This is a genomic window from Pseudomonas sp. FR229a, from assembly GCF_030209115.1.
GTDB lineage: Bacteria > Pseudomonadota > Gammaproteobacteria > Pseudomonadales > Pseudomonadaceae > Aquipseudomonas > Aquipseudomonas moraviensis_A.
The window spans coordinates 192325-209324 of the sequence record NZ_JARVSP010000025.1 but is presented as its reverse complement, the minus strand read 5'-3'; the positions used below and the strand labels follow the sequence as shown (position 1 = coordinate 209324).

The window sequence follows — 17000 nt, the reverse complement described above, 5'->3', positions numbered from 1 at the left end:
TGTCAGACCGCTTTCGCGAGCAGGCTCACTCCTACAAGGGGATCGGCTGTGGTCAGGGATTCAGGCGGCAGCCCTGGCGTTCGCTCAGCCATTGCGCACTGTTGCTGCGGCCCATGCCGCTGACGGTAATGGTTTTGCTCGACGGGTCATCGGTAAAACCGCTGGTTGGCAGCCACTGCTTCACATAGCCGCGGCAATACCCGGCATCGTTGTTCATCACATACCGGCACGAGCAATATTCCTTGGCGGTGTAGGCGCTGATGATGTCCGCAAACGCCCAGAGATTCTCGCGTTCATACCAGCCCCAGCCGAGCAGTAACAACAGCAGCACCAGCAAAAAACGCTTCATCGCCGCACCGCCTGCAACACGCGTTTGAGCAGTTCGTTGTGCCGGTAGCTGCCATCGCGGTCATCGCCGTAACGCACGATCACCAGCTTCCGGCTGGGCATCACGTACAGCGCCTGGCCCCAGTGGCCGAGGGCGGCGAAGGTGTCGGGCGGGGCGTCGGGCCACGGTGATGCTGCGCCATCGACAGGACGATTGAGCCACCAATGGCCGCCCGGCACGGCTTCGTCCTGATGCGCCTTGTAGCCGGCAAACGGTGTGAGGTTGAACGCGAGCCAATCCTCGGGCAGCAACTGCCGATCGTTCCAGCGCCCGCCGCGCGCCATCAGCAGGCCGACCCGCGCCAGATCCCGTGCAGTGAGATAAGCATAGGACGAGGCGACAAAGGTGCCGCGGGCATCGCTTTCCCACACGGCATGGCGGATGCCCAGGGGTTCGAACAGTGCTGTCCACGGATAGTCGGCATAACGCTGCGGCCCCACGATAGCTTTCAGCGCGGCGGCGAGCAGATTGCTGTCGCCGCTGGAATAACGGAAAGCCTGACCCGGTGCGGCATAAGCGTCGTGGTTCGCAGTGAATGCCGCCATGTCGCGATGGCCCCGGGTGTAGAGCATCGCTACCACCGAAGATTTCAGCGGGGCGTATTCGTAGTCTTCCTGCCAGTCCAGACCGGACGCCCAGTTGAGCAGATGGCCGAGGCTGATCGCCGGGTGTTTTTCCAGCGCCGGGTAGAACTTCAGCGCCGGATCGTCGAGCTTGAACCGGCCTTCGCCGTAGGCCACACCGAGCACCGTAGCCAGCAGGCTTTTGCTGATCGACCAGGTCAAATGCGGGCTCTGAGCGGTGGTCGGGCCGGCGTAGCGTTCGTAGACGATCTGGCCGTCGCGGATGATCAACAAGGCGTCGGTGCGGATGCCCTTACGGGTGGCGTCGTTGCGGGGCGGGAAGGCGTAACTTTCCAGTGCCTCGACGGCGGGGCCCGCGATCGGCGAGCCGATTGGCCATTGCTCATTCGGCCATTGTTCGGCGTGAGCGGTGAGGCTGATCAGCAGCAGGAACAGGGACAGGCCTTTGAACATGGTTGAGGCTCTGGGGTTGGTCTGCTGAGATTAGGCGGGGTTCATGACAGGTTGGTGGCGTTTCATATATTGCTATCGCGAGCAGGCTCACTCCTACAGTTTGATCGCATTCCAACTGAACAAACGCGATCAACTGTAGGAGTGAGTCTGCTCGCGATGAGGCCAGTCAGGCCGATGCAAGAGCCTTGGCCAAGCGCTTCGCCCTCGCCCCCGCCCGCCACCGCCAATTCGAACGGCGTGACGTTGCCCAGCGCCTGCGACAACGTTGCAAAACCTTCGGCCAGATCAGCAGCGGCGGGCAGGCGTTCACGGCGGTGCAGCAGTTCTGTCCAGGGCACGGGCGCCTCCTTGTGGGCTGTCATATAAGCATCACCGAACGTTCATGGCGATGACACCGGGGCTACATAGCCTGACTTTGCACAACACGGCTGCATAAAAAAGTCGATCGGCTGCAACCCACGACGGGTTAAAGGCCCGTACGGAGATTCACATGACGCAAATCGCCCGCATCAGCGACACCGGCAATGAACGCCGCCTGCAAGCCGAACGCCTGGTCGGCGCCGAAGCCTTGCAGCAAGCCCAGGCCCTGCGCTTCGCCGTCTTCAGTGGCGAGTTCAACGCCAAATTGAAAGGCGCGGAACTGGGTCTGGACATGGATGATTATGATGTTCACTGCAGCCACATCGGCGTGCGTGACCTGAACACCGGGCGTCTGGTCGCGACCACGCGTTTGCTCGATCACACCGCTGCCAGCAGCCTCGGCAAGTTCTACAGCGAAGAAGAATTCAGCCTGCATGGGCTCGCGCATCTGCAAGGCCCGATCCTGGAAATCGGCCGCACCTGTGTCGACCCGGCCTATCGCAACGGTGGCACCATCGCCGTGCTCTGGGGCGAATTGGCCGAAGTGCTCAATCAGGGCGGCTACAGCTACCTGATGGGTTGCGCGAGCATTCCGATGCAGGACGGCGGCATTCAGGCCCACGCAATCATGCAGCGTTTGCGCGAACGTTATCTGTGCACCGAACACCTGCGCGCCGAGCCGAAAAATCCGCTGCCGACGCTGGATATCCCCTCCAACGTCATCGCCGAAATGCCGCCGCTGCTCAAGGCTTACATGCGCCTCGGTGCGAAGATCTGCGGCGAGCCGTGCTGGGACGAAGACTTCCAGGTCGCCGACGTGTTCATTCTGCTCAAGCGCGACGAACTCTGCCCGCGCTACGCCAGGCACTTCAAGGCGGCGGTGTGATGAGCCGGTTGCGGGTGTACGCGCGAATCGCGCGAGTGCTGCTGGTGGTGACGCTGGGATTGACCATGGCCAGCGTCTTCGGCATGTTCGAACGCATCGGTCTGGCCCATTCGATGGAGCGTCGCCAGCGCTGGTCGCGCTTCTTCATGGCGCGGCTGAGCAACGCCCTGCCCTTTCGCGTGAGCGTGCACGGTGAGCTGCCGAAACAGCCGATGCTGTGGGTCAGCAATCACGTGTCGTGGACCGATATTCCGCTGCTGGGCATGCTCACGCCGCTGTCGTTTCTGTCCAAGGCGGAAGTGCGCACCTGGCCGGTGGCCGGTTGGCTCGCGGCCAAGGCCGGCAGCCTGTTCATCCGCCGTGGTTCGGGCGACAGCCAGTTGATCCGCAAACAGATGACCCGTCATTTGCAAACCGAACATTCACTGCTGATGTTCCCTGAAGGCACTACCACCGACGGCCGTTCGCTGCGCACGTTCCATGGTCGCCTGCTGTCGGCGGCGATCGATTCGCAGGTGATGCTGCAACCGGTGGCGATCCGTTACCTGCGTGATGGTGAGATCGATGCGCTGGCGCCGTTCATTGGTGACGATGATCTGCTCTCGCATCTGATGCGCCTGTTCAGCCATGACTGCGGCGATGTCGAAGTGCATCTGCTCAAGCCGATTGCCTGTCAGGGCCGCGAGCGCGCGGCGCTGGCGTTCGAAGCGCAGCAGGCGGTGCAGAAGGTGTTGTTTGGATCGATCCCGGAAAGCCGACAATCGCCCATGCGCCCGGCAATCGCTGCCTGAAACACAAATCCCCTGTAGGAGTGAGCCTGCTCGCGATAGCGGTCTGTCAGTCACATTTGCATGAACTGACAGACCGCTATCGCGAGCAGGCTCACTCCTACATTAGATTTTCGGTGGTTTGGCGTGCCGGGCAAAATCCTGCAGCTGCGGGTAGAACAGGCTGAAGTCTTCGCTGAGCGGCTCATACAATCGTCGCAACTCCTGCATCGCTCCCGCCAACTCTTCAGGCCTCGTCAGGCGCCGCGAGATCCCGCGCAGGACCTGCTCCAGCACGGCAAATTCGCGATACGAACCCAGCCAGTCATTGGCAACCATGTGCGGCGCGATCTTCGCCAGCCGTTCCGGCAATTGCCGTTCGCGGGACAGCACCCGATAGACGTCTGCGGTGAACTGTTCCAGCGGTTGATCGGCATACAAACGCCAGTCCCGCGCCAGGCAGTGATCGAAAAACACATCGAGGACGATCCCGGCGTAGCGCCGCCGCGTTTCGGTAAACCGCCCCAAGGCAATGTCCACCAGCGGATGGCGATCAGTGAACACGTCGATCCGCCGATGCAGCGCAATCGCCGCTTCAACCTCCGGGTCGAACTGGCCCTGCAGGCGACCTTTGACGAAGTCGCCATACAGGCTGCCGAGTAACTGACCGGGGCGCTGGCCGCCGAGATGCAAATGCGCGAGATAGTTCATGGGCGCAGCTTAGCACTGGGTTCCAACATTCAGCACCCTTGTATCGTTATAACCCGATATAGCGATTTACAAGATGCTCAGACCGTTTTCATATTGGTATATCGCGATCCAACGATTTAAAGTTCGCTCCATCGCGATATATCGCCACTGCCCCCACGAGCCCACGCCATGAACCTCGACCTCGACGAAATAATAAAAGCCCTGGCGCACCCAGTCCGGCGAGACATCCTCAACTGGCTGAAAGACCCGAAAAACGAATTCCCCGAGCAGTTGCACAACCACGAATACGGGATTTGCGCCGGGCAGATCGATCAGCGTTGCGGCCTGTCGCAATCGACTGTGTCGGCACACCTGGCGACCCTGCAACGGGCCGGGCTGATCAGCAGCCAGAAGGCCGGGCAGTGGCATTTTTTCAAACGTAACGAGGACGTCATCCAGGCGTTTCTCAGCACCCTCAGTAAAGAGCTCTGACCCTTAACGTCAGCCAGCCGACAAGGAAACCTGCATGCCCCTTTCGCTCCTCATCCTCGCCCTGAGCGCCTTCGCCATCGGCACCACCGAGTTCGTCATCATGGGCCTGCTGCCCGACGTGGCGGCGGACCTCGGCGTATCGATTCCCGGTGCCGGCTGGCTGGTCACCGGTTACGCCCTGGGCGTGGCAATCGGTGCACCGTTCATGGCGCTGGCCACCGCGAAGCTGCCGCGCAAGGCCGCGCTGGTGGCGTTGATGGGCATCTTTATTGTCGGCAACCTGCTCTGCGCCATCGCCAGCGACTACAACGTGCTGATGTTTGCCCGGGTGGTCACGGCGCTGTGTCACGGTGCGTTCTTCGGCATCGGTTCAGTGGTGGCCGCCGGTCTGGTCGCGCCGAACAAACGTGCCTCGGCGGTGGCGTTGATGTTCACCGGTCTGACCCTGGCCAACGTGTTGGGCGTGCCGCTGGGCACCGCATTGGGTCAGGAAGCCGGCTGGCGTTCGACCTTCTGGGCGGTGACCGTCATCGGGGTGATCGCGCTGATCGGCCTGATCCGCTTCCTGCCGGCCAAGCGTGATGAAGAGAAACTCGACATGCGCGCTGAACTCGCCGCGCTCAAGGGCGCCGGCATCTGGCTGTCGCTGAGCATGACCGCACTGTTCGCCGCCTCGGTGTTCACCCTGTTCACCTATGTCGCCCCACTGCTCGGCGAAGTTACCGGCGTGTCGCCGCGTGGCGTGACCTGGACGCTGATGCTCATCGGTCTGGGCCTGACCGTCGGCAACATCATCGGCGGCAAACTCGCCGACAAAGGCATGGCCGCCACGCTGATCGGCGTGTTCATCAGCATGGCCGTGGTTTCCACGGTGCTGAGCTGGACCAGCGTTGCGCTGATCCCGACCGAGATCACCTTGTTCCTCTGGGCCACCGCCTGTTTCGCCGCTGTGCCGGCGCTGCAAGTCAACGTGGTGACCTTCGGCAAGGCTGCGCCAAATCTGGTCTCGACCCTGAACATCGGCGCCTTCAACGTCGGCAACGCCCTCGGCGCCTGGGTCGGCGGCAGCGTCATCGCCCACGGCTACGGCCTGACCAGCGTGCCACTGGCCGCCGCCGCACTCGCCGTACTGGCCCTGCTGGTGACCCTGATTACTTTCCGCCAGAACGGCAATGCCGAGCTGGCCGCTGCTTCCCACTGATCAACTTCCTTATCAAGAGAGGCTTTTAGACATGGCGACTATTTTCGACCCGATCAAACTTGGCGACATCGAGCTGAACAACCGCATCATCATGGCCCCGCTGACCCGCTGCCGCGCCGATGAAGGTCGTGTGCCAAACGCGCTGATGGCCGAATACTACGTGCAACGCGCCTCGGCCGGCCTGATCCTCAGCGAAGCCACTTCGGTAACGCCGATGGGCGTCGGCTACCCGGACACCCCGGGCATCTGGTCCAACGATCAAGTGCGTGGCTGGGCCAATGTGACCAAGGCGATTCACGGCGCCGGCGGCAAAATCTTCCTGCAACTGTGGCACGTTGGCCGCATCTCTCACCCTTCGTACTTGAACGGTGAAGCGCCGGTGGCACCAAGCGCCATCCAGCCAAAGGGCCACGTCAGCCTGGTGCGCCCACTGGCCGACTACCCAACCCCGCGCGCCCTGGAAACCGCTGAAATCGCCGACATCGTCGACGCCTACCGCACCGGTGCCGAGAACGCCAAGGCCGCCGGTTTCGACGGCGTGGAAATCCATGGCGCCAACGGTTACCTGCTCGACCAGTTCCTGCAAAGCAGCACCAACCAGCGCACCGATCAGTACGGTGGCTCGCTGGAAAACCGTGCGCGCCTCTTGCTGGAAGTAACCGATGCCGCGATCGACGTCTGGGGCGCCGGCCGCGTTGGTGTGCACCTGGCACCGCGTGCCGACTCCCACGACATGGGCGATGACAACCTCGCGGAGACCTTCACCTATGTCGCTCGTGAACTGGGCAAGCGCGGCATCGCGTTCATCTGCTCACGGGAAAAAGAAGGCGCCGACAGCCTCGGCCCGCAACTGAAAGACGCTTTCGGTGGCCCGTACATCGCCAACGAAAAATTCACCAAGGACAGCGCCAACGAGTGGCTGGCCAGCGGTAAGGCAGACGCGGTGGCGTTCGGCGTGCCGTTCATTGCCAACCCGGATCTGCCGGCCCGTTTGCAGGCTGATGCGCCGTTGAACGAGCCGCATCCGGAAACTTTCTATGGCAAGGGTCCGGTGGGTTACATCGACTATCCGACGCTGTAACCAAGCGGTAGCGCAGAAAAGAAGAAGCCCCTGACTTGTGAGAGTCAGGGGCTTTTTGTTGTTCGGCTTCAGATTTGTTGCGTGGCACGACGCGTAGCCCCTCACCCCAGCCCTCTCCCGAGGGAGAGGGAGCCGATTTGCAGAGCTTTCAGAACCTGAGTTCGGCGGAGATATTCCAGGTCGGCGTATCTTGTAAGAGCAGCCCGGTCGGTCCCCTCTCCCTCTGGGAGAGGGCCAGGGTGAGGGGAAAGCGGCGAAACACGGTTTCACAAGAGCTACACAATTTCCCTACAAAATGCACGGCTCGCTGCGTTTAAACTCCCCGCCGCGATCATCAGCCATGGCGGCTGATTGACATCTCCCCGGGCAATTGCGCATTTTGTTTCATTTGCGCAGGCTCGGGCTCAGGCGCAGCATGTCCAGCCCGGTGTCGACCCAGCGTTCAGCCTCGGCGTGCAATTCGAAGCTGTCCGGGGCCAGCAGCCAGCCGTACAGCAGGCCGTCGATGTAGGCATGAATGCTGATGGCCGCGCGGGCAGTGTCGAGATCTTCCGGCAACTGGCCGCGATTCACCGCATTACGCAGGGTCAGGCCGATGCGCAGGTTGCAATCGAGACTGGCCGTCCGGCGCTGCTGGCGCAGATCGCACATTTCATCGGTGAACTCGCACTTATGAAACAGAATTTCGTTGATGCGCCGGGTTTTCGGGTCCAGTGCAACTTGATGAAACAAATGAATCAGCAATTGCCGCATGCAACCGAGCGGGTCTGGCTCGTCTTCGCTTTCACTGGCCTTGGCCAGTTCATCCAGCGGTTCGTGCAGGCTGTCGAGCATGGCCTGGACCAGATCGGCCTTGTTGCTGAAATGCCAGTAGATGGCGCCACGCGTCACGCCGGCGAGGGTCGCGATGTCCGCCAGGGTGGTGCGGGCAACCCCCCTTTCATAGAAGGCTTTCTCGGCCGCTTCCAGAATCTGGCTGCGGGTTTCCTGAGCTTCCTCTTTGGTACGACGGACCATGGCAGTAAAACCTCAAACAGGATGTTTCAGGGATGGCTGAATATCCGCTGAATAAAGAGGGGGCGATCTCTCGTGAATCGACTCCCCGGCCTACAATTTCAAACCTTGCGACGACTTTTGTAACAGGGTGGATACGCGGCGCAGGTGTTTACAAACAACCATGAACGTAAGTATATTACTTAGCAAGCTACTTATCCACCCGGTGCCCGATTTTTACTCTTTCACACTTCTTGTGCGCTTCTTGCGCGCCTGACCCGAGGATCTTCATGCAATTCAAGCCAGCTGTTACCGCTCTGGTCACTGCCGTCGCCCTGGCATCGCTGCTCAGCGGATGTAAAAAGGAAGAAGCGGCGCCTGCCGCTCCGCCCCCTCAGGTCGGCGTCGTCACTCTGCAACCACAAGCCTTTACCCTCACCTCCGAGCTGCCGGGCCGCACCAGTGCGTTCCGCATCGCCGAAGTCCGGCCGCAGGTCAACGGCATCATTCTCAAGCGTCTGTTCAAGGAAGGCGCCGACGTCAAGGCCGGCCAGCAGCTGTATCAGATCGATCCGTCGGTCTATGAAGCGACGCTGAAAAGCGCCGAAGCCGAGCTGCGTTCGACCAAGTCGATCTCCGACCGCTACAAGCAACTGGTCGATGAGCAGGCCGTCAGCCGTCAGGAATACGACACTGCGCTGGCCAACCGCTTGCAATCGGAAGCGTCCCTTCAGAGCGCGCAGATCAACGTGCGTTACACCAAGGTCTATGCGCCGATCTCCGGCCGTATCGGCCGTTCCTCGGTGACCGAAGGCGCACTGGTCAGCAATGGTCAGGCCGATGCGATGGCGGTAATTCAGCAGCTCGATCCGATCTACGTCGACGTCACCCAGTCGTCGGTGGAACTGCTGGAGCTGCGTCGCGAACTGGAAAGCGGCCGTCTGCAGAAGGCCGGCGACAACGCCGCGGCAGTCAAGCTGACCCTGGAAGACGGCAGCCAGTACAAGCTCGACGGCAAGCTGGAATTCTCCGAAGTCTCGGTTGACCAGACCACTGGCTCGGTGACCCTGCGCGCGGTGTTCCCGAACCCGGATCACACCCTGCTGCCAGGCATGTTCGTTCACGCCCAGCTGCAGGCCGGCGTCAACAGCGCAGCGATTCTCGCGCCGCAGCAAGGCGTGACCCGCGACCTCAAAGGCACCCCGACGGCACTGGTGGTCGGCGCTGACAACAAGGTCGAGCTGCGTCAGCTCAAGGCCAGCCGCACCGTCGGCAGCCAGTGGCTGATCGAAGACGGCCTGAAAGCCGGCGATCGTCTGATCACCGAAGGCCTGCAGTACGTCAAACCGGGCGTCGAGGTCAAAGCGACCGAGGCGACTAACGTCGGCACCAAGAACCCGGCCCCCGCACAGGCAGCTGACAAAGCCGCCGGCGGCAAAGGGGAGTAACCCATGTCAAAATTCTTCATCGACCGTCCGATTTTCGCCTGGGTGATCGCCCTGGTGATCATGCTGGTCGGGGCACTTTCGATCCTGAAATTGCCGATCAACCAATACCCGAGCATTGCGCCACCGGCCATTGCGATCCAGGTGACCTACCCAGGTGCGTCCGCACAAACCGTGCAGGACACCGTGGTCCAGGTCATCGAGCAACAGCTCAACGGTATCGACAACCTGCGTTATGTGTCGTCGGAAAGTAACTCCGACGGCAGCATGACCATCACCGCGACCTTCGAGCAAGGCACCAACTCCGACACCGCGCAGGTTCAGGTCCAGAACAAGCTGAACCTGGCCACCCCGCTGCTGCCGCAGGAAGTGCAGCAACAGGGTATCCGCGTGACCAAGGCAGTGAAGAACTTCCTGCTGGTGATCGGCGTGGTGTCGCGTGACGGCAGCATGACCAAGGACGACTTGTCCAACTACATCGTGTCGAACATGCAGGACCCGATCTCGCGAACTGCCGGTGTCGGTGACTTCCAGGTCTTCGGTGCGCAGTACGCGATGCGTATCTGGCTCGACCCGGCCAAGTTGAACAACTTCAACCTGACCCCGGTCGACGTGAAAAACGCCATTGCCGCGCAGAACGTTCAGGTTTCGTCCGGTCAGCTCGGTGGCTTGCCTGCCGTGCAGGGCCAGCAACTGAACGCGACGATCATCGGCAAGACCCGTCTGCAGACCGCCGAGCAGTTCAAGGAAATCCTCCTCAAGGTCAACAAGGACGGCTCGCAGGTTCGCCTCAAAGACGTCGCTGAAGTCGGTCTTGGCGGTGAGAACTACGCGATCAGCGCCCAGTTCAACGGCAGCCCGGCGTCCGGTCTCGCGGTGAAACTGGCCAACGGCGCCAACGCCCTCGACACCGCCAAAGCACTGCGCAACACCATCGACAGCCTCAAGCCGTTCTTCCCGCAAGGCATGGAAGTGGTGTTCCCGTACGACACCACCCCGGTGGTGACCGAGTCGATCAAAGGCGTGGTGCACACGCTGGTCGAAGCGATCGCGCTGGTGTTCCTGGTGATGTTCCTGTTCCTGCAGAACTTCCGCGCCACCGTCATCACCACGATGACCGTGCCAGTGGTACTGCTCGGTACGTTCGGCATCCTCGCCGCCGCCGGCTTCAGCATCAACACCCTGACCATGTTCGGCATGGTGCTGGCCATCGGTCTGCTGGTGGACGACGCCATCGTCGTGGTGGAAAACGTCGAGCGGGTGATGAGCGAAGAAGGCCTGTCACCGAAGGAAGCGACGAAGAAGTCCATGGGCCAGATCCAGGGCGCGCTGGTCGGTATCGCCCTCGTGCTCTCGGCGGTACTGCTGCCGATGGCATTCTTCAGCGGCTCCACCGGTGTGATCTACAAGCAGTTCTCGATCACCATCGTGTCGGCCATGGCCCTGTCGGTACTGGTTGCCCTGATCTTCACCCCGGCGCTGTGCGCGACCATGCTCAAGCCGATTCCGAAAGGCGAGCACGGTACCCCGAAGAAAGGTTTCTTCGGCTGGTTCAACCGCAACTTCGACCGTGGCGTACGCAGCTACGAGCGCGGCGTCGGCAACATGCTGACCCGCAAGGCTCCGTACCTGCTGGCGTACCTGCTGATCGTCGTGGGCATGATCTGGCTGTTCACCCGCATCCCGACCGCGTTCCTGCCGGAAGAAGACCAGGGCGTTCTGTTCGCTCAGGTGCAGACCCCGGCCGGTTCCAGTGCCCAGCGCACACAAGTGGTCGTGGACGAAATGCGTGAGTACCTGCTGCGTCCCAACAAGGACGGCGGTGAGGCGGACGCGGTGGCTTCGGTGTTCACCGTGACCGGCTTCAACTTCGCTGGCCGTGGGCAGAGCTCGGGTATGGCGTTCATCATGCTCAAGCCGTGGGGCGAACGTAACGCCGACAACAGCGTGTTCAATCTCGCTGCGCGTGCCCAGCAACACTTCTTCAGCTTCCGCGACGCGATGGTGTTTGCCTTCGCCCCGCCAGCGGTTCTGGAGTTGGGTAACGCCACCGGTTTCGACGTGTTCCTGCAGGACCGTGCCGGTATCGGTCACGAAAAACTGATGGAAGCGCGTAACCAGTTCCTCGGCATGGCGGCGCAAAGCAAGGTGCTGACCCAGGTGCGTCCGAACGGCCTGAACGATGAGCCGCAGTTCCAGCTGGAAATCGATGACGAGAAGGCCAGTGCCCTCGGCATCACCATCAGCGACATCAACAACACCCTGTCGATCGCGCTGGGCAGTAGCTACGTCAACGACTTCATCGACCGTGGTCGGGTGAAGAAAGTCTACGTGCAGGGCCAACCGGACTCGCGCATGAGCCCGGAAGACCTGAAGAAGTGGTACGTGCGCAACGCCGAAGGCACCATGGTTCCGTTCTCGGCATTCGCCAAGGGCGAGTGGGTCTACGGTTCGCCGAAACTGGCGCGCTACAACGGTGTGGAAGCGGTCGAGGTCCTCGGGGCTCCGGCTCCGGGCTACTCCACCGGTGAAGCGATGGCCGAAGTCGAAGCGATTGCCAAGAAGCTGCCGTCCGGTGTCGGTATCTCCTGGACCGGTCTGTCCTACGAGGAACGTCTGTCCGGCTCGCAAGCGCCAGCGCTGTACGCCCTGTCGCTGCTGATGGTGTTCCTGTGTCTGGCGGCGCTGTATGAAAGCTGGTCGATTCCGATCGCGGTCATGCTCGTGGTACCGCTGGGGATCATCGGTGCACTGATGGCGACCAGTCTGCGCGGTCTGTCCAACGACGTGTACTTCCAGGTAGGCCTGTTGACGACCATCGGTCTGGCGGCTAAAAACGCCATTCTGATCGTCGAATTCGCCAAGGAACTGCATGAACAGGGACGCACCCTGCGTGAAGCGGCAATCGAAGCCTGCCGCATGCGTCTGCGCCCGATCATCATGACCTCGCTGGCCTTCGTCCTCGGCGTGGTACCGCTGGCGATTTCCACCGGCGCCGGTTCAGGCAGTCAACATGCGATCGGTACCGGCGTGATTGGCGGTATGCTCACGGCCACGATCCTGGCGATCTTCTGGGTCCCACTGTTCTTCGTTACTGTGTCGTCGATCGGTCAGCGCAAAAAGACCGACGCGGATGAGACTACTGAAACTCCTAAAGAGGCTGGCCAATGAGCAAGTCGCTACTCTCCATCGCAGTCGCCGCCTTCGTGCTGAGCGGTTGCTCGCTGATACCTGACTATCAGCAGCCTGAGGCTCCGGTCGCAGGCCAGTACCCGCAGGGGCCGGCGTATTCGCCGGCCCAGGCTCCGGCGCAAGCCGCGGCCGAACAGGGCTGGAAGCAGTTTTTCCATGACCCTGCCCTGCAACAGCTGATCCAGGTCGCCCTGGAAAACAACCGCGACCTGCGGGTCGCGGCGCTGAACATCGACGCTTACGCGGCGCAGTACCGCATCCAGCGCGCCGACCTGTTCCCGGCGGTGTCGGCCACTGCCGCCGGCAGCCGCCAGCGTCTGCCGGCCCGTGCCTCGCAGACCGGCGAGTCGACTATCAGCAGCTCCTACTCGGCCACGGTCGGGGTCAGCGCCTACGAACTCGACCTGTTCGGTCGAGTGCGCAGCCTGAGCGAGCAAGCGCTGCAACAATACTTCGCCACTGAAGAAGCACGTCGCAGCACACAGATCAGTCTGGTGGCCAACGTCGCCAATGCTTACCTGACCTGGCAGGCGGACAAGGAACTGCTCAAGCTGACTCAGGACACCCTCGGTGCCTTCGAAGAAAGCTACAAGCTGACCAGCCGCAGCAACGAAGTCGGTGTGGCTTCGGCGCTGGATCTGGCGCAGTCGCGCACTTCCGTGGAAAACGCCCGGGCACAATTGGCGCGTTACACCCGCCAGGTAGCGCAGGACGAAAACAGCCTGACCCTGCTGCTCGGCACCGGTATTCCGGCCAATCTGCAAGCGGCCAAACCGCTGGCCGACGACCTGCTCAGCGACGTGCCGGCCGGTCTGCCTTCGGATCTGCTGCAACGTCGTCCGGACATTCTGCAGGCCGAGTACAACCTGAAGGCGGCCAACGCCAACATCGGCGCGGCCCGTGCAGCGTTTTTCCCGAGCATCAGCCTGACCGCCAACGCGGGTAGCCTGAGCCCGGATCTGTCCGGCCTGTTCAAGGGCGGCTCGGGGACGTGGCTGTTCCAGCCGCAGATCAACCTGCCGATCTTCAACGCCGGCAGCCTGCGCGCCAGCCTCGACTACGCCAAGATCCAGAAGGACATTGGCGTGGCGAATTACGAGAAGTCGATTCAGACAGCCTTCCAGGAAGTCGCCGACGGCCTCGCTGCCCGCCAGACCTACACCGAGCAGTTGCAAGCGCAGCGTGACTTCGTTCAGGCCAACCAGGATTACTACCGCCTGGCCGAACGTCGCTACCGCATCGGCGTCGACAGCAACCTGACCTTCCTCGATGCCCAGCGTCAGTTGTTCAGCGCGCAACAGGCACTGATCACCGACCGCCTCGCGCAGCTGACCAGTGCGGTCAACCTGTACAAGGCCTTGGGCGGTGGCTGGAATGCGCAGACCGCGCAGAACGAACCGCTGAAAGAAGAAGCGCCGAAGATGAAGCTGTTCTGATCATCGGCTGAATACGTCAAGCCCACCTTATTGGTGGGCTTTTTGTTGCCTGTCGGAAAGGTTTGACGGCCGAACTGGCCTCTTCGCGAGCAGGCTCGCTCCCACAGGGAAACGCATGCCAATTGTGGGAGCGAGCCTGCTCGCGAAGAGGACCTCACACTCACCACCTAATCCGGAGGAATCTTGCGTTCGATAACCGCCCAAAACCCGCTTTTCCCAATTGAATCCAATCATCCGCGCCCTTCACCATTCGACCCAGAAAACCAATAACAATAAGGTTCGACACCATGCTCCAGCGCCCTGCCCCGCCCGGCTGACCGCCACGCTCCACCTCAGACACGCATCACTTTGCCTGCGCCGCACCCGCCGCGACAGCGCAGCCGTTCGCCCTAAAAAAACAAGAGAGACCCAAGTCCATGACAGTTTTCCCTGTGCCTTATGCATTGCCCGGTGTGATCGCCCTGGCCATCGCCGGTCTGGCCCTGCCAGCCAGCGCCGAAGAAGGTGGCTTCGTCGAAGGCGCCAAGGTCAACCTCAACCTGCGCAACTTTTACATCAACCGAAATTTCACCAATCCGACCAAGGCCCAGGGCAAGGCTGAGGAGTGGACGCAGAGTTTCATCCTCGACGCGAAATCCGGCTTCACCCAAGGCACCGTCGGTTTCGGCATGGACGTGCTCGGGCTGTATTCGGTCAAGCTTGATGGCGGTAAAGGCACGGGCGGTACGCAGTTGTTGCCACTGGACCATGACGGTCGCCCAGCGGACAACTTCGGTCGCACCAACGTCGCGTTCAAGGCCAGACTCTCGCAGACTGAGGTCAAGGTCGGCGAATGGATGCCAGTGCTGCCGATCCTGCGTTCGGACGACGGTCGTTCGTTGCCGCAGACTTTTCGTGGCGGCCAGATCACTTCGAAGGAAATCGCTGGCCTGACCCTCTATGGCGGCCAGTTCCGCGCCAACAGCCCGCGCGACGACAGCAGCATGAGCGACATGTCGATGACCGGCAAAGCCGCGTTCACCTCTGACCGTTTCAACTTCCAGGGCGGCGAATACCTGTTCAACGACAAGCGCACGCAGATCGGCTTATGGAACGCGCAGCTCAAGGACATCTACAGCCAGCAGTACCTCAACGTGCTGCACAGCCAGCCGCTCGGCGACTGGACGCTGGGCGCCAACCTCGGCTTTTTCTATGGCAAGGAAGATGGCAGCGCCCGCGCCGGCGATCTCGACAACAAGACCTGGTACGGGATGTTTTCGGCCAAATACGGCGGCAACACGTTCTACGTCGGCCTGCAGAAACTGACCGGCGACAGCGCGTGGATGCGGGTCAACGGCACCAGTGGCGGCACCCTGGCCAACGACAGCTACAACGCCAGTTATGACAACGCTCAGGAACGCTCCTGGCAACTGCGCCACGACTACAACTTCGCCGCCATGGGCATCCCCGGCCTGACCCTGATGAACCGCTACATCAGTGGCGACAACGTGCACACCGGGACGATTACCGACGGCAAGGAATGGGGTCGCGAATCGGAACTGGGTTACACGGTGCAGAGCGGCACGTTGAAAGACTTGAACGTCAGATGGCGCAACTCGACCATGCGCCGGGATTTCAGCAATAACGAGTTTGATGAGAACCGCATGATCGTCAGCTACCCGATCAGCCTGCTTTAACTACCGGCCCTTGTAGGAGCTGCCGAAGGCTGCGATCTTTTGATTTTGATTTTTTAAAAACAAGATCAAAAGATCGCAGCCTTCGGCAGCTCCTACACGGGTACGCATTTCCAACTGTGGGAGCGAGCCTGCTCGCGTAGGCGATGGCTCAGGCAACATCAATCCCGGGATTCAACACCCAATTCATCCCAAACCGATTCCGCCAGATGAAACGTCGCATTCGCCGCCGGAATCCCGCAGTAAATCGCGCTCTGCATGATCACTTCCTTGATCTCGCCACGGCTGACGCCATTATTGGCCGCTGCGCGCAGGTGCATTTTCAGTTCGCCTTCGCGGTTCATGCCGATCAGCATGGCGATGGTGATCAGGCTGCGGGTGTGCCGGGGCAGGCCCGGGCGGGTCCAGATGTCGCCCCAGGCGTGGCGGGTGATCATCTCCTGGAATTCCGAGTTGAACTCGGTCAACGTGGTCAGGCTGCGATCGACGTGGGCATCACCCAGCACCGCGCGGCGCACTTGCATGCCATCGTCGTAACGTTGTTTCTCGTCCACAAAATCTTCCTCACTGAGCTCGCAAAAACGCCAGCACCCGGTCGCTGAAGTCGGCGCCGGCCTGCACGTTGGACAAATGCGCCGCATAGAACTCGGCGTACTCGGCGCCGCGCACATGGTCGCGGATGAAATGCCCGCCGGACGGCGGTGTTACCGCATCTTCGCTGCCGGCAATCACCAGCAACGGCACATTGATCGAAGCCAGTTGTTCACGGAAATCGGCATCGCGCACCGCCGCGCAATTGGCCGCATAGCCCTGCGGATTGGTCGCGGCGAGCATGTCGGTAATCTTCTTCGCCGCCTCGGGATGCGCCGCCGAAAAGTCCGGAGTAAACCAGCGCGCGATCGAGGCATCACGCAACGCGACCATCGCCGCCGGGCCGTCGCGCAACACGGTTTCGATGCGTGGATTCCACACCGACGGATCACCGATCTTCGCTGCGGTGTTGCAGACGATCAGCTTGTGCAAACGATGCCCGGCATTGATACCCAGCCACTGACCGATCAGCCCGCCCATCGACAATCCGCAAAAATGCGCGCGCTCGATGTGCAGCGCATCCAGCAGACCGAGCACGTCGTGGCCCAGTTGCTCGATGCTGTACGGCCCTTCGGTGACCAGCGATTGTCCGTGGCCGCGAGTGTCGAAACGCAGCACGCGAAAATGCTCGGTGAACGCAGGCATCTGCGCATCCCACATGTGCAGGTCGGTGCCCAATGAGTTGGACAGCACCAGCACCGGCGCATCGGCCGGGCCTTCTATTTGATAATGCAGTTCGCCATCGGCGAGTTGAACGAAAGCCACAGC

General features: G+C 61.4%; 15 protein-coding genes and 1 pseudogene. 9 read left to right on the top strand and 7 right to left on the bottom strand.

What is annotated here, in order from left to right:
* Window positions 1-52 precede the first annotated feature (52 nt).
* The 3 genes and pseudogenes from QRN33_RS21035 to QRN33_RS21025 form a co-directional block, all read right to left on the bottom strand.
* On the bottom strand, window positions 53-349 hold the full coding sequence (locus QRN33_RS21035; RefSeq protein WP_065615221.1) for an amidase: 297 nt from the start codon (window positions 347-349) through the stop codon (window positions 53-55).
* On the bottom strand, window positions 346-1425 hold the full coding sequence (locus QRN33_RS21030) for a serine hydrolase domain-containing protein (RefSeq protein ID WP_285409850.1): 1080 nt from the start codon (window positions 1423-1425) through the stop codon (window positions 346-348). Before QRN33_RS21030 ends, QRN33_RS21035 begins: the two co-directional genes overlap by 4 nt.
* 205 nt (window positions 1426-1630) lie before the next feature.
* A pseudogene (locus QRN33_RS21025) lies at window positions 1631-1763 on the bottom strand (acyl-CoA dehydrogenase); the annotation flags it as partial.
* 152 nt (window positions 1764-1915) lie between these two features.
* On the opposite strand from QRN33_RS21025, the gene olsB reads away from it, so the two are divergent.
* On the top strand, window positions 1916-2671 hold the full coding sequence (gene olsB / locus QRN33_RS21020; protein ID WP_042608179.1) for an L-ornithine N(alpha)-acyltransferase: 756 nt from the start codon (window positions 1916-1918) through the stop codon (window positions 2669-2671).
* Window positions 2671-3462, top strand: coding sequence for a lysophospholipid acyltransferase family protein (locus QRN33_RS21015; protein ID WP_285409847.1), 792 nt, complete (start codon window positions 2671-2673; stop codon window positions 3460-3462). The genes olsB and QRN33_RS21015 overlap by 1 nt, the downstream gene beginning before the upstream one ends.
* Before the next feature lie 102 nt (window positions 3463-3564).
* Here the strand turns inward: QRN33_RS21015 and QRN33_RS21010 are convergent, their stop codons facing one another.
* Window positions 3565-4149 (bottom strand): acyl carrier protein phosphodiesterase, encoded by a 585-nt coding sequence (locus QRN33_RS21010; RefSeq protein WP_042608181.1) that lies wholly within the window; start codon window positions 4147-4149, stop codon window positions 3565-3567.
* Window positions 4150-4317: 168 nt separating this feature from the next.
* Between QRN33_RS21010 and QRN33_RS21005 the strand changes: the two genes are divergently transcribed.
* From QRN33_RS21005 to QRN33_RS20995, 3 genes are read left to right on the top strand one after another with little or no spacing between them, the layout of a single operon-like run.
* Window positions 4318-4620 carry an ArsR/SmtB family transcription factor gene (locus QRN33_RS21005; protein WP_007917068.1) on the top strand — a complete coding sequence of 101 codons (303 nt, stop codon included), beginning with the start codon at window positions 4318-4320 and terminating at the stop codon, window positions 4618-4620.
* A 34-nt stretch (window positions 4621-4654) separates the two neighbouring features.
* Window positions 4655-5821: an MFS transporter gene (locus QRN33_RS21000; RefSeq protein WP_064364180.1), complete on the top strand. Its 1167-nt coding sequence runs from the start codon at window positions 4655-4657 to the stop codon at window positions 5819-5821.
* Between the two features lie 31 nt (window positions 5822-5852).
* Window positions 5853-6902, top strand: coding sequence for an alkene reductase (locus tag QRN33_RS20995; protein ID WP_285409842.1), 1050 nt, complete (start codon window positions 5853-5855; stop codon window positions 6900-6902).
* Between the two features lie 384 nt (window positions 6903-7286).
* Here the strand turns inward: QRN33_RS20995 and emhR are convergent, their stop codons facing one another.
* The gene (gene emhR / locus QRN33_RS20990; RefSeq protein ID WP_016771330.1) at window positions 7287-7919 is read right to left on the bottom strand and encodes an efflux system transcriptional repressor EmhR; all 633 of its coding nucleotides are present in this window, start codon (window positions 7917-7919) and stop codon (window positions 7287-7289) included.
* A gap of 266 nt (window positions 7920-8185) precedes the next feature.
* Here emhR and emhA point away from each other — a divergent pair, with 266 nt between their 5' ends.
* From emhA to QRN33_RS20970, 4 genes are all read left to right on the top strand, one after another.
* Window positions 8186-9343, top strand: a complete 1158-nt coding sequence (gene emhA / locus QRN33_RS20985) for an efflux RND transporter periplasmic adaptor subunit EmhA (protein ID WP_016771331.1) — start codon at window positions 8186-8188, stop codon at window positions 9341-9343.
* Between the two features lie 3 nt (window positions 9344-9346).
* Entirely contained in the window at window positions 9347-12511 is a 3165-nt protein-coding gene (gene emhB, locus QRN33_RS20980) for an efflux RND transporter permease subunit EmhB (RefSeq protein WP_039762672.1), read from the top strand.
* Window positions 12508-13968, top strand: a complete 1461-nt coding sequence (emhC, locus tag QRN33_RS20975) for an efflux RND transporter outer membrane subunit EmhC (protein ID WP_042608184.1) — start codon at window positions 12508-12510, stop codon at window positions 13966-13968. Before emhB ends, emhC begins: the two co-directional genes overlap by 4 nt.
* 416 nt (window positions 13969-14384) lie before the next feature.
* Window positions 14385-15644: an OprD family porin gene (locus QRN33_RS20970; RefSeq protein ID WP_285409840.1), complete on the top strand. Its 1260-nt coding sequence runs from the start codon at window positions 14385-14387 to the stop codon at window positions 15642-15644.
* A gap of 158 nt (window positions 15645-15802) precedes the next feature.
* On the opposite strand, the gene pcaC is transcribed toward QRN33_RS20970, so the two are convergent.
* The gene (gene pcaC / locus QRN33_RS20965) at window positions 15803-16195 is read right to left on the bottom strand and encodes a 4-carboxymuconolactone decarboxylase (RefSeq protein WP_285409838.1); all 393 of its coding nucleotides are present in this window, start codon (window positions 16193-16195) and stop codon (window positions 15803-15805) included.
* Window positions 16196-16205: 10 nt separating this feature from the next.
* Window positions 16206-16997 carry a 3-oxoadipate enol-lactonase gene (gene pcaD / locus QRN33_RS20960; RefSeq protein ID WP_123418037.1) on the bottom strand — a complete coding sequence of 264 codons (792 nt, stop codon included), beginning with the start codon at window positions 16995-16997 and terminating at the stop codon, window positions 16206-16208.
* Window positions 16998-17000: the final 3 nt, after the last annotated feature.

Excerpts from the sequence above, each read along its gene's own strand:
- QRN33_RS21035 (WP_065615221.1), bottom strand. The coding sequence starts at position 349 with ATGAAGCGTTTTTTGCTGGTGCTGCTGTTGTTACTGCTCGGCTGGGGC.
- QRN33_RS21030 (WP_285409850.1), bottom strand. The coding sequence starts at position 1,425 with ATGTTCAAAGGCCTGTCCCTGTTCCTGCTGCTGATCAGCCTCACCGCT.
- olsB (WP_042608179.1), top strand. The coding sequence starts at position 1,916 with ATGACGCAAATCGCCCGCATCAGCGACACCGGCAATGAACGCCGCCTG.
- QRN33_RS21015 (WP_285409847.1), top strand. The coding sequence starts at position 2,671 with ATGAGCCGGTTGCGGGTGTACGCGCGAATCGCGCGAGTGCTGCTGGTG.
- QRN33_RS21010 (WP_042608181.1), bottom strand. The coding sequence starts at position 4,149 with ATGAACTATCTCGCGCATTTGCATCTCGGCGGCCAGCGCCCCGGTCAG.
- QRN33_RS21005 (WP_007917068.1), top strand. The coding sequence starts at position 4,318 with ATGAACCTCGACCTCGACGAAATAATAAAAGCCCTGGCGCACCCAGTC.
- QRN33_RS21000 (WP_064364180.1), top strand. The coding sequence starts at position 4,655 with ATGCCCCTTTCGCTCCTCATCCTCGCCCTGAGCGCCTTCGCCATCGGC.
- QRN33_RS20995 (WP_285409842.1), top strand. The coding sequence starts at position 5,853 with ATGGCGACTATTTTCGACCCGATCAAACTTGGCGACATCGAGCTGAAC.
- emhR (WP_016771330.1), bottom strand. The coding sequence starts at position 7,919 with ATGGTCCGTCGTACCAAAGAGGAAGCTCAGGAAACCCGCAGCCAGATT.
- emhA (WP_016771331.1), top strand. The coding sequence starts at position 8,186 with ATGCAATTCAAGCCAGCTGTTACCGCTCTGGTCACTGCCGTCGCCCTG.
- emhB (WP_039762672.1), top strand. The coding sequence starts at position 9,347 with ATGTCAAAATTCTTCATCGACCGTCCGATTTTCGCCTGGGTGATCGCC.
- emhC (WP_042608184.1), top strand. The coding sequence starts at position 12,508 with ATGAGCAAGTCGCTACTCTCCATCGCAGTCGCCGCCTTCGTGCTGAGC.
- QRN33_RS20970 (WP_285409840.1), top strand. The coding sequence starts at position 14,385 with ATGACAGTTTTCCCTGTGCCTTATGCATTGCCCGGTGTGATCGCCCTG.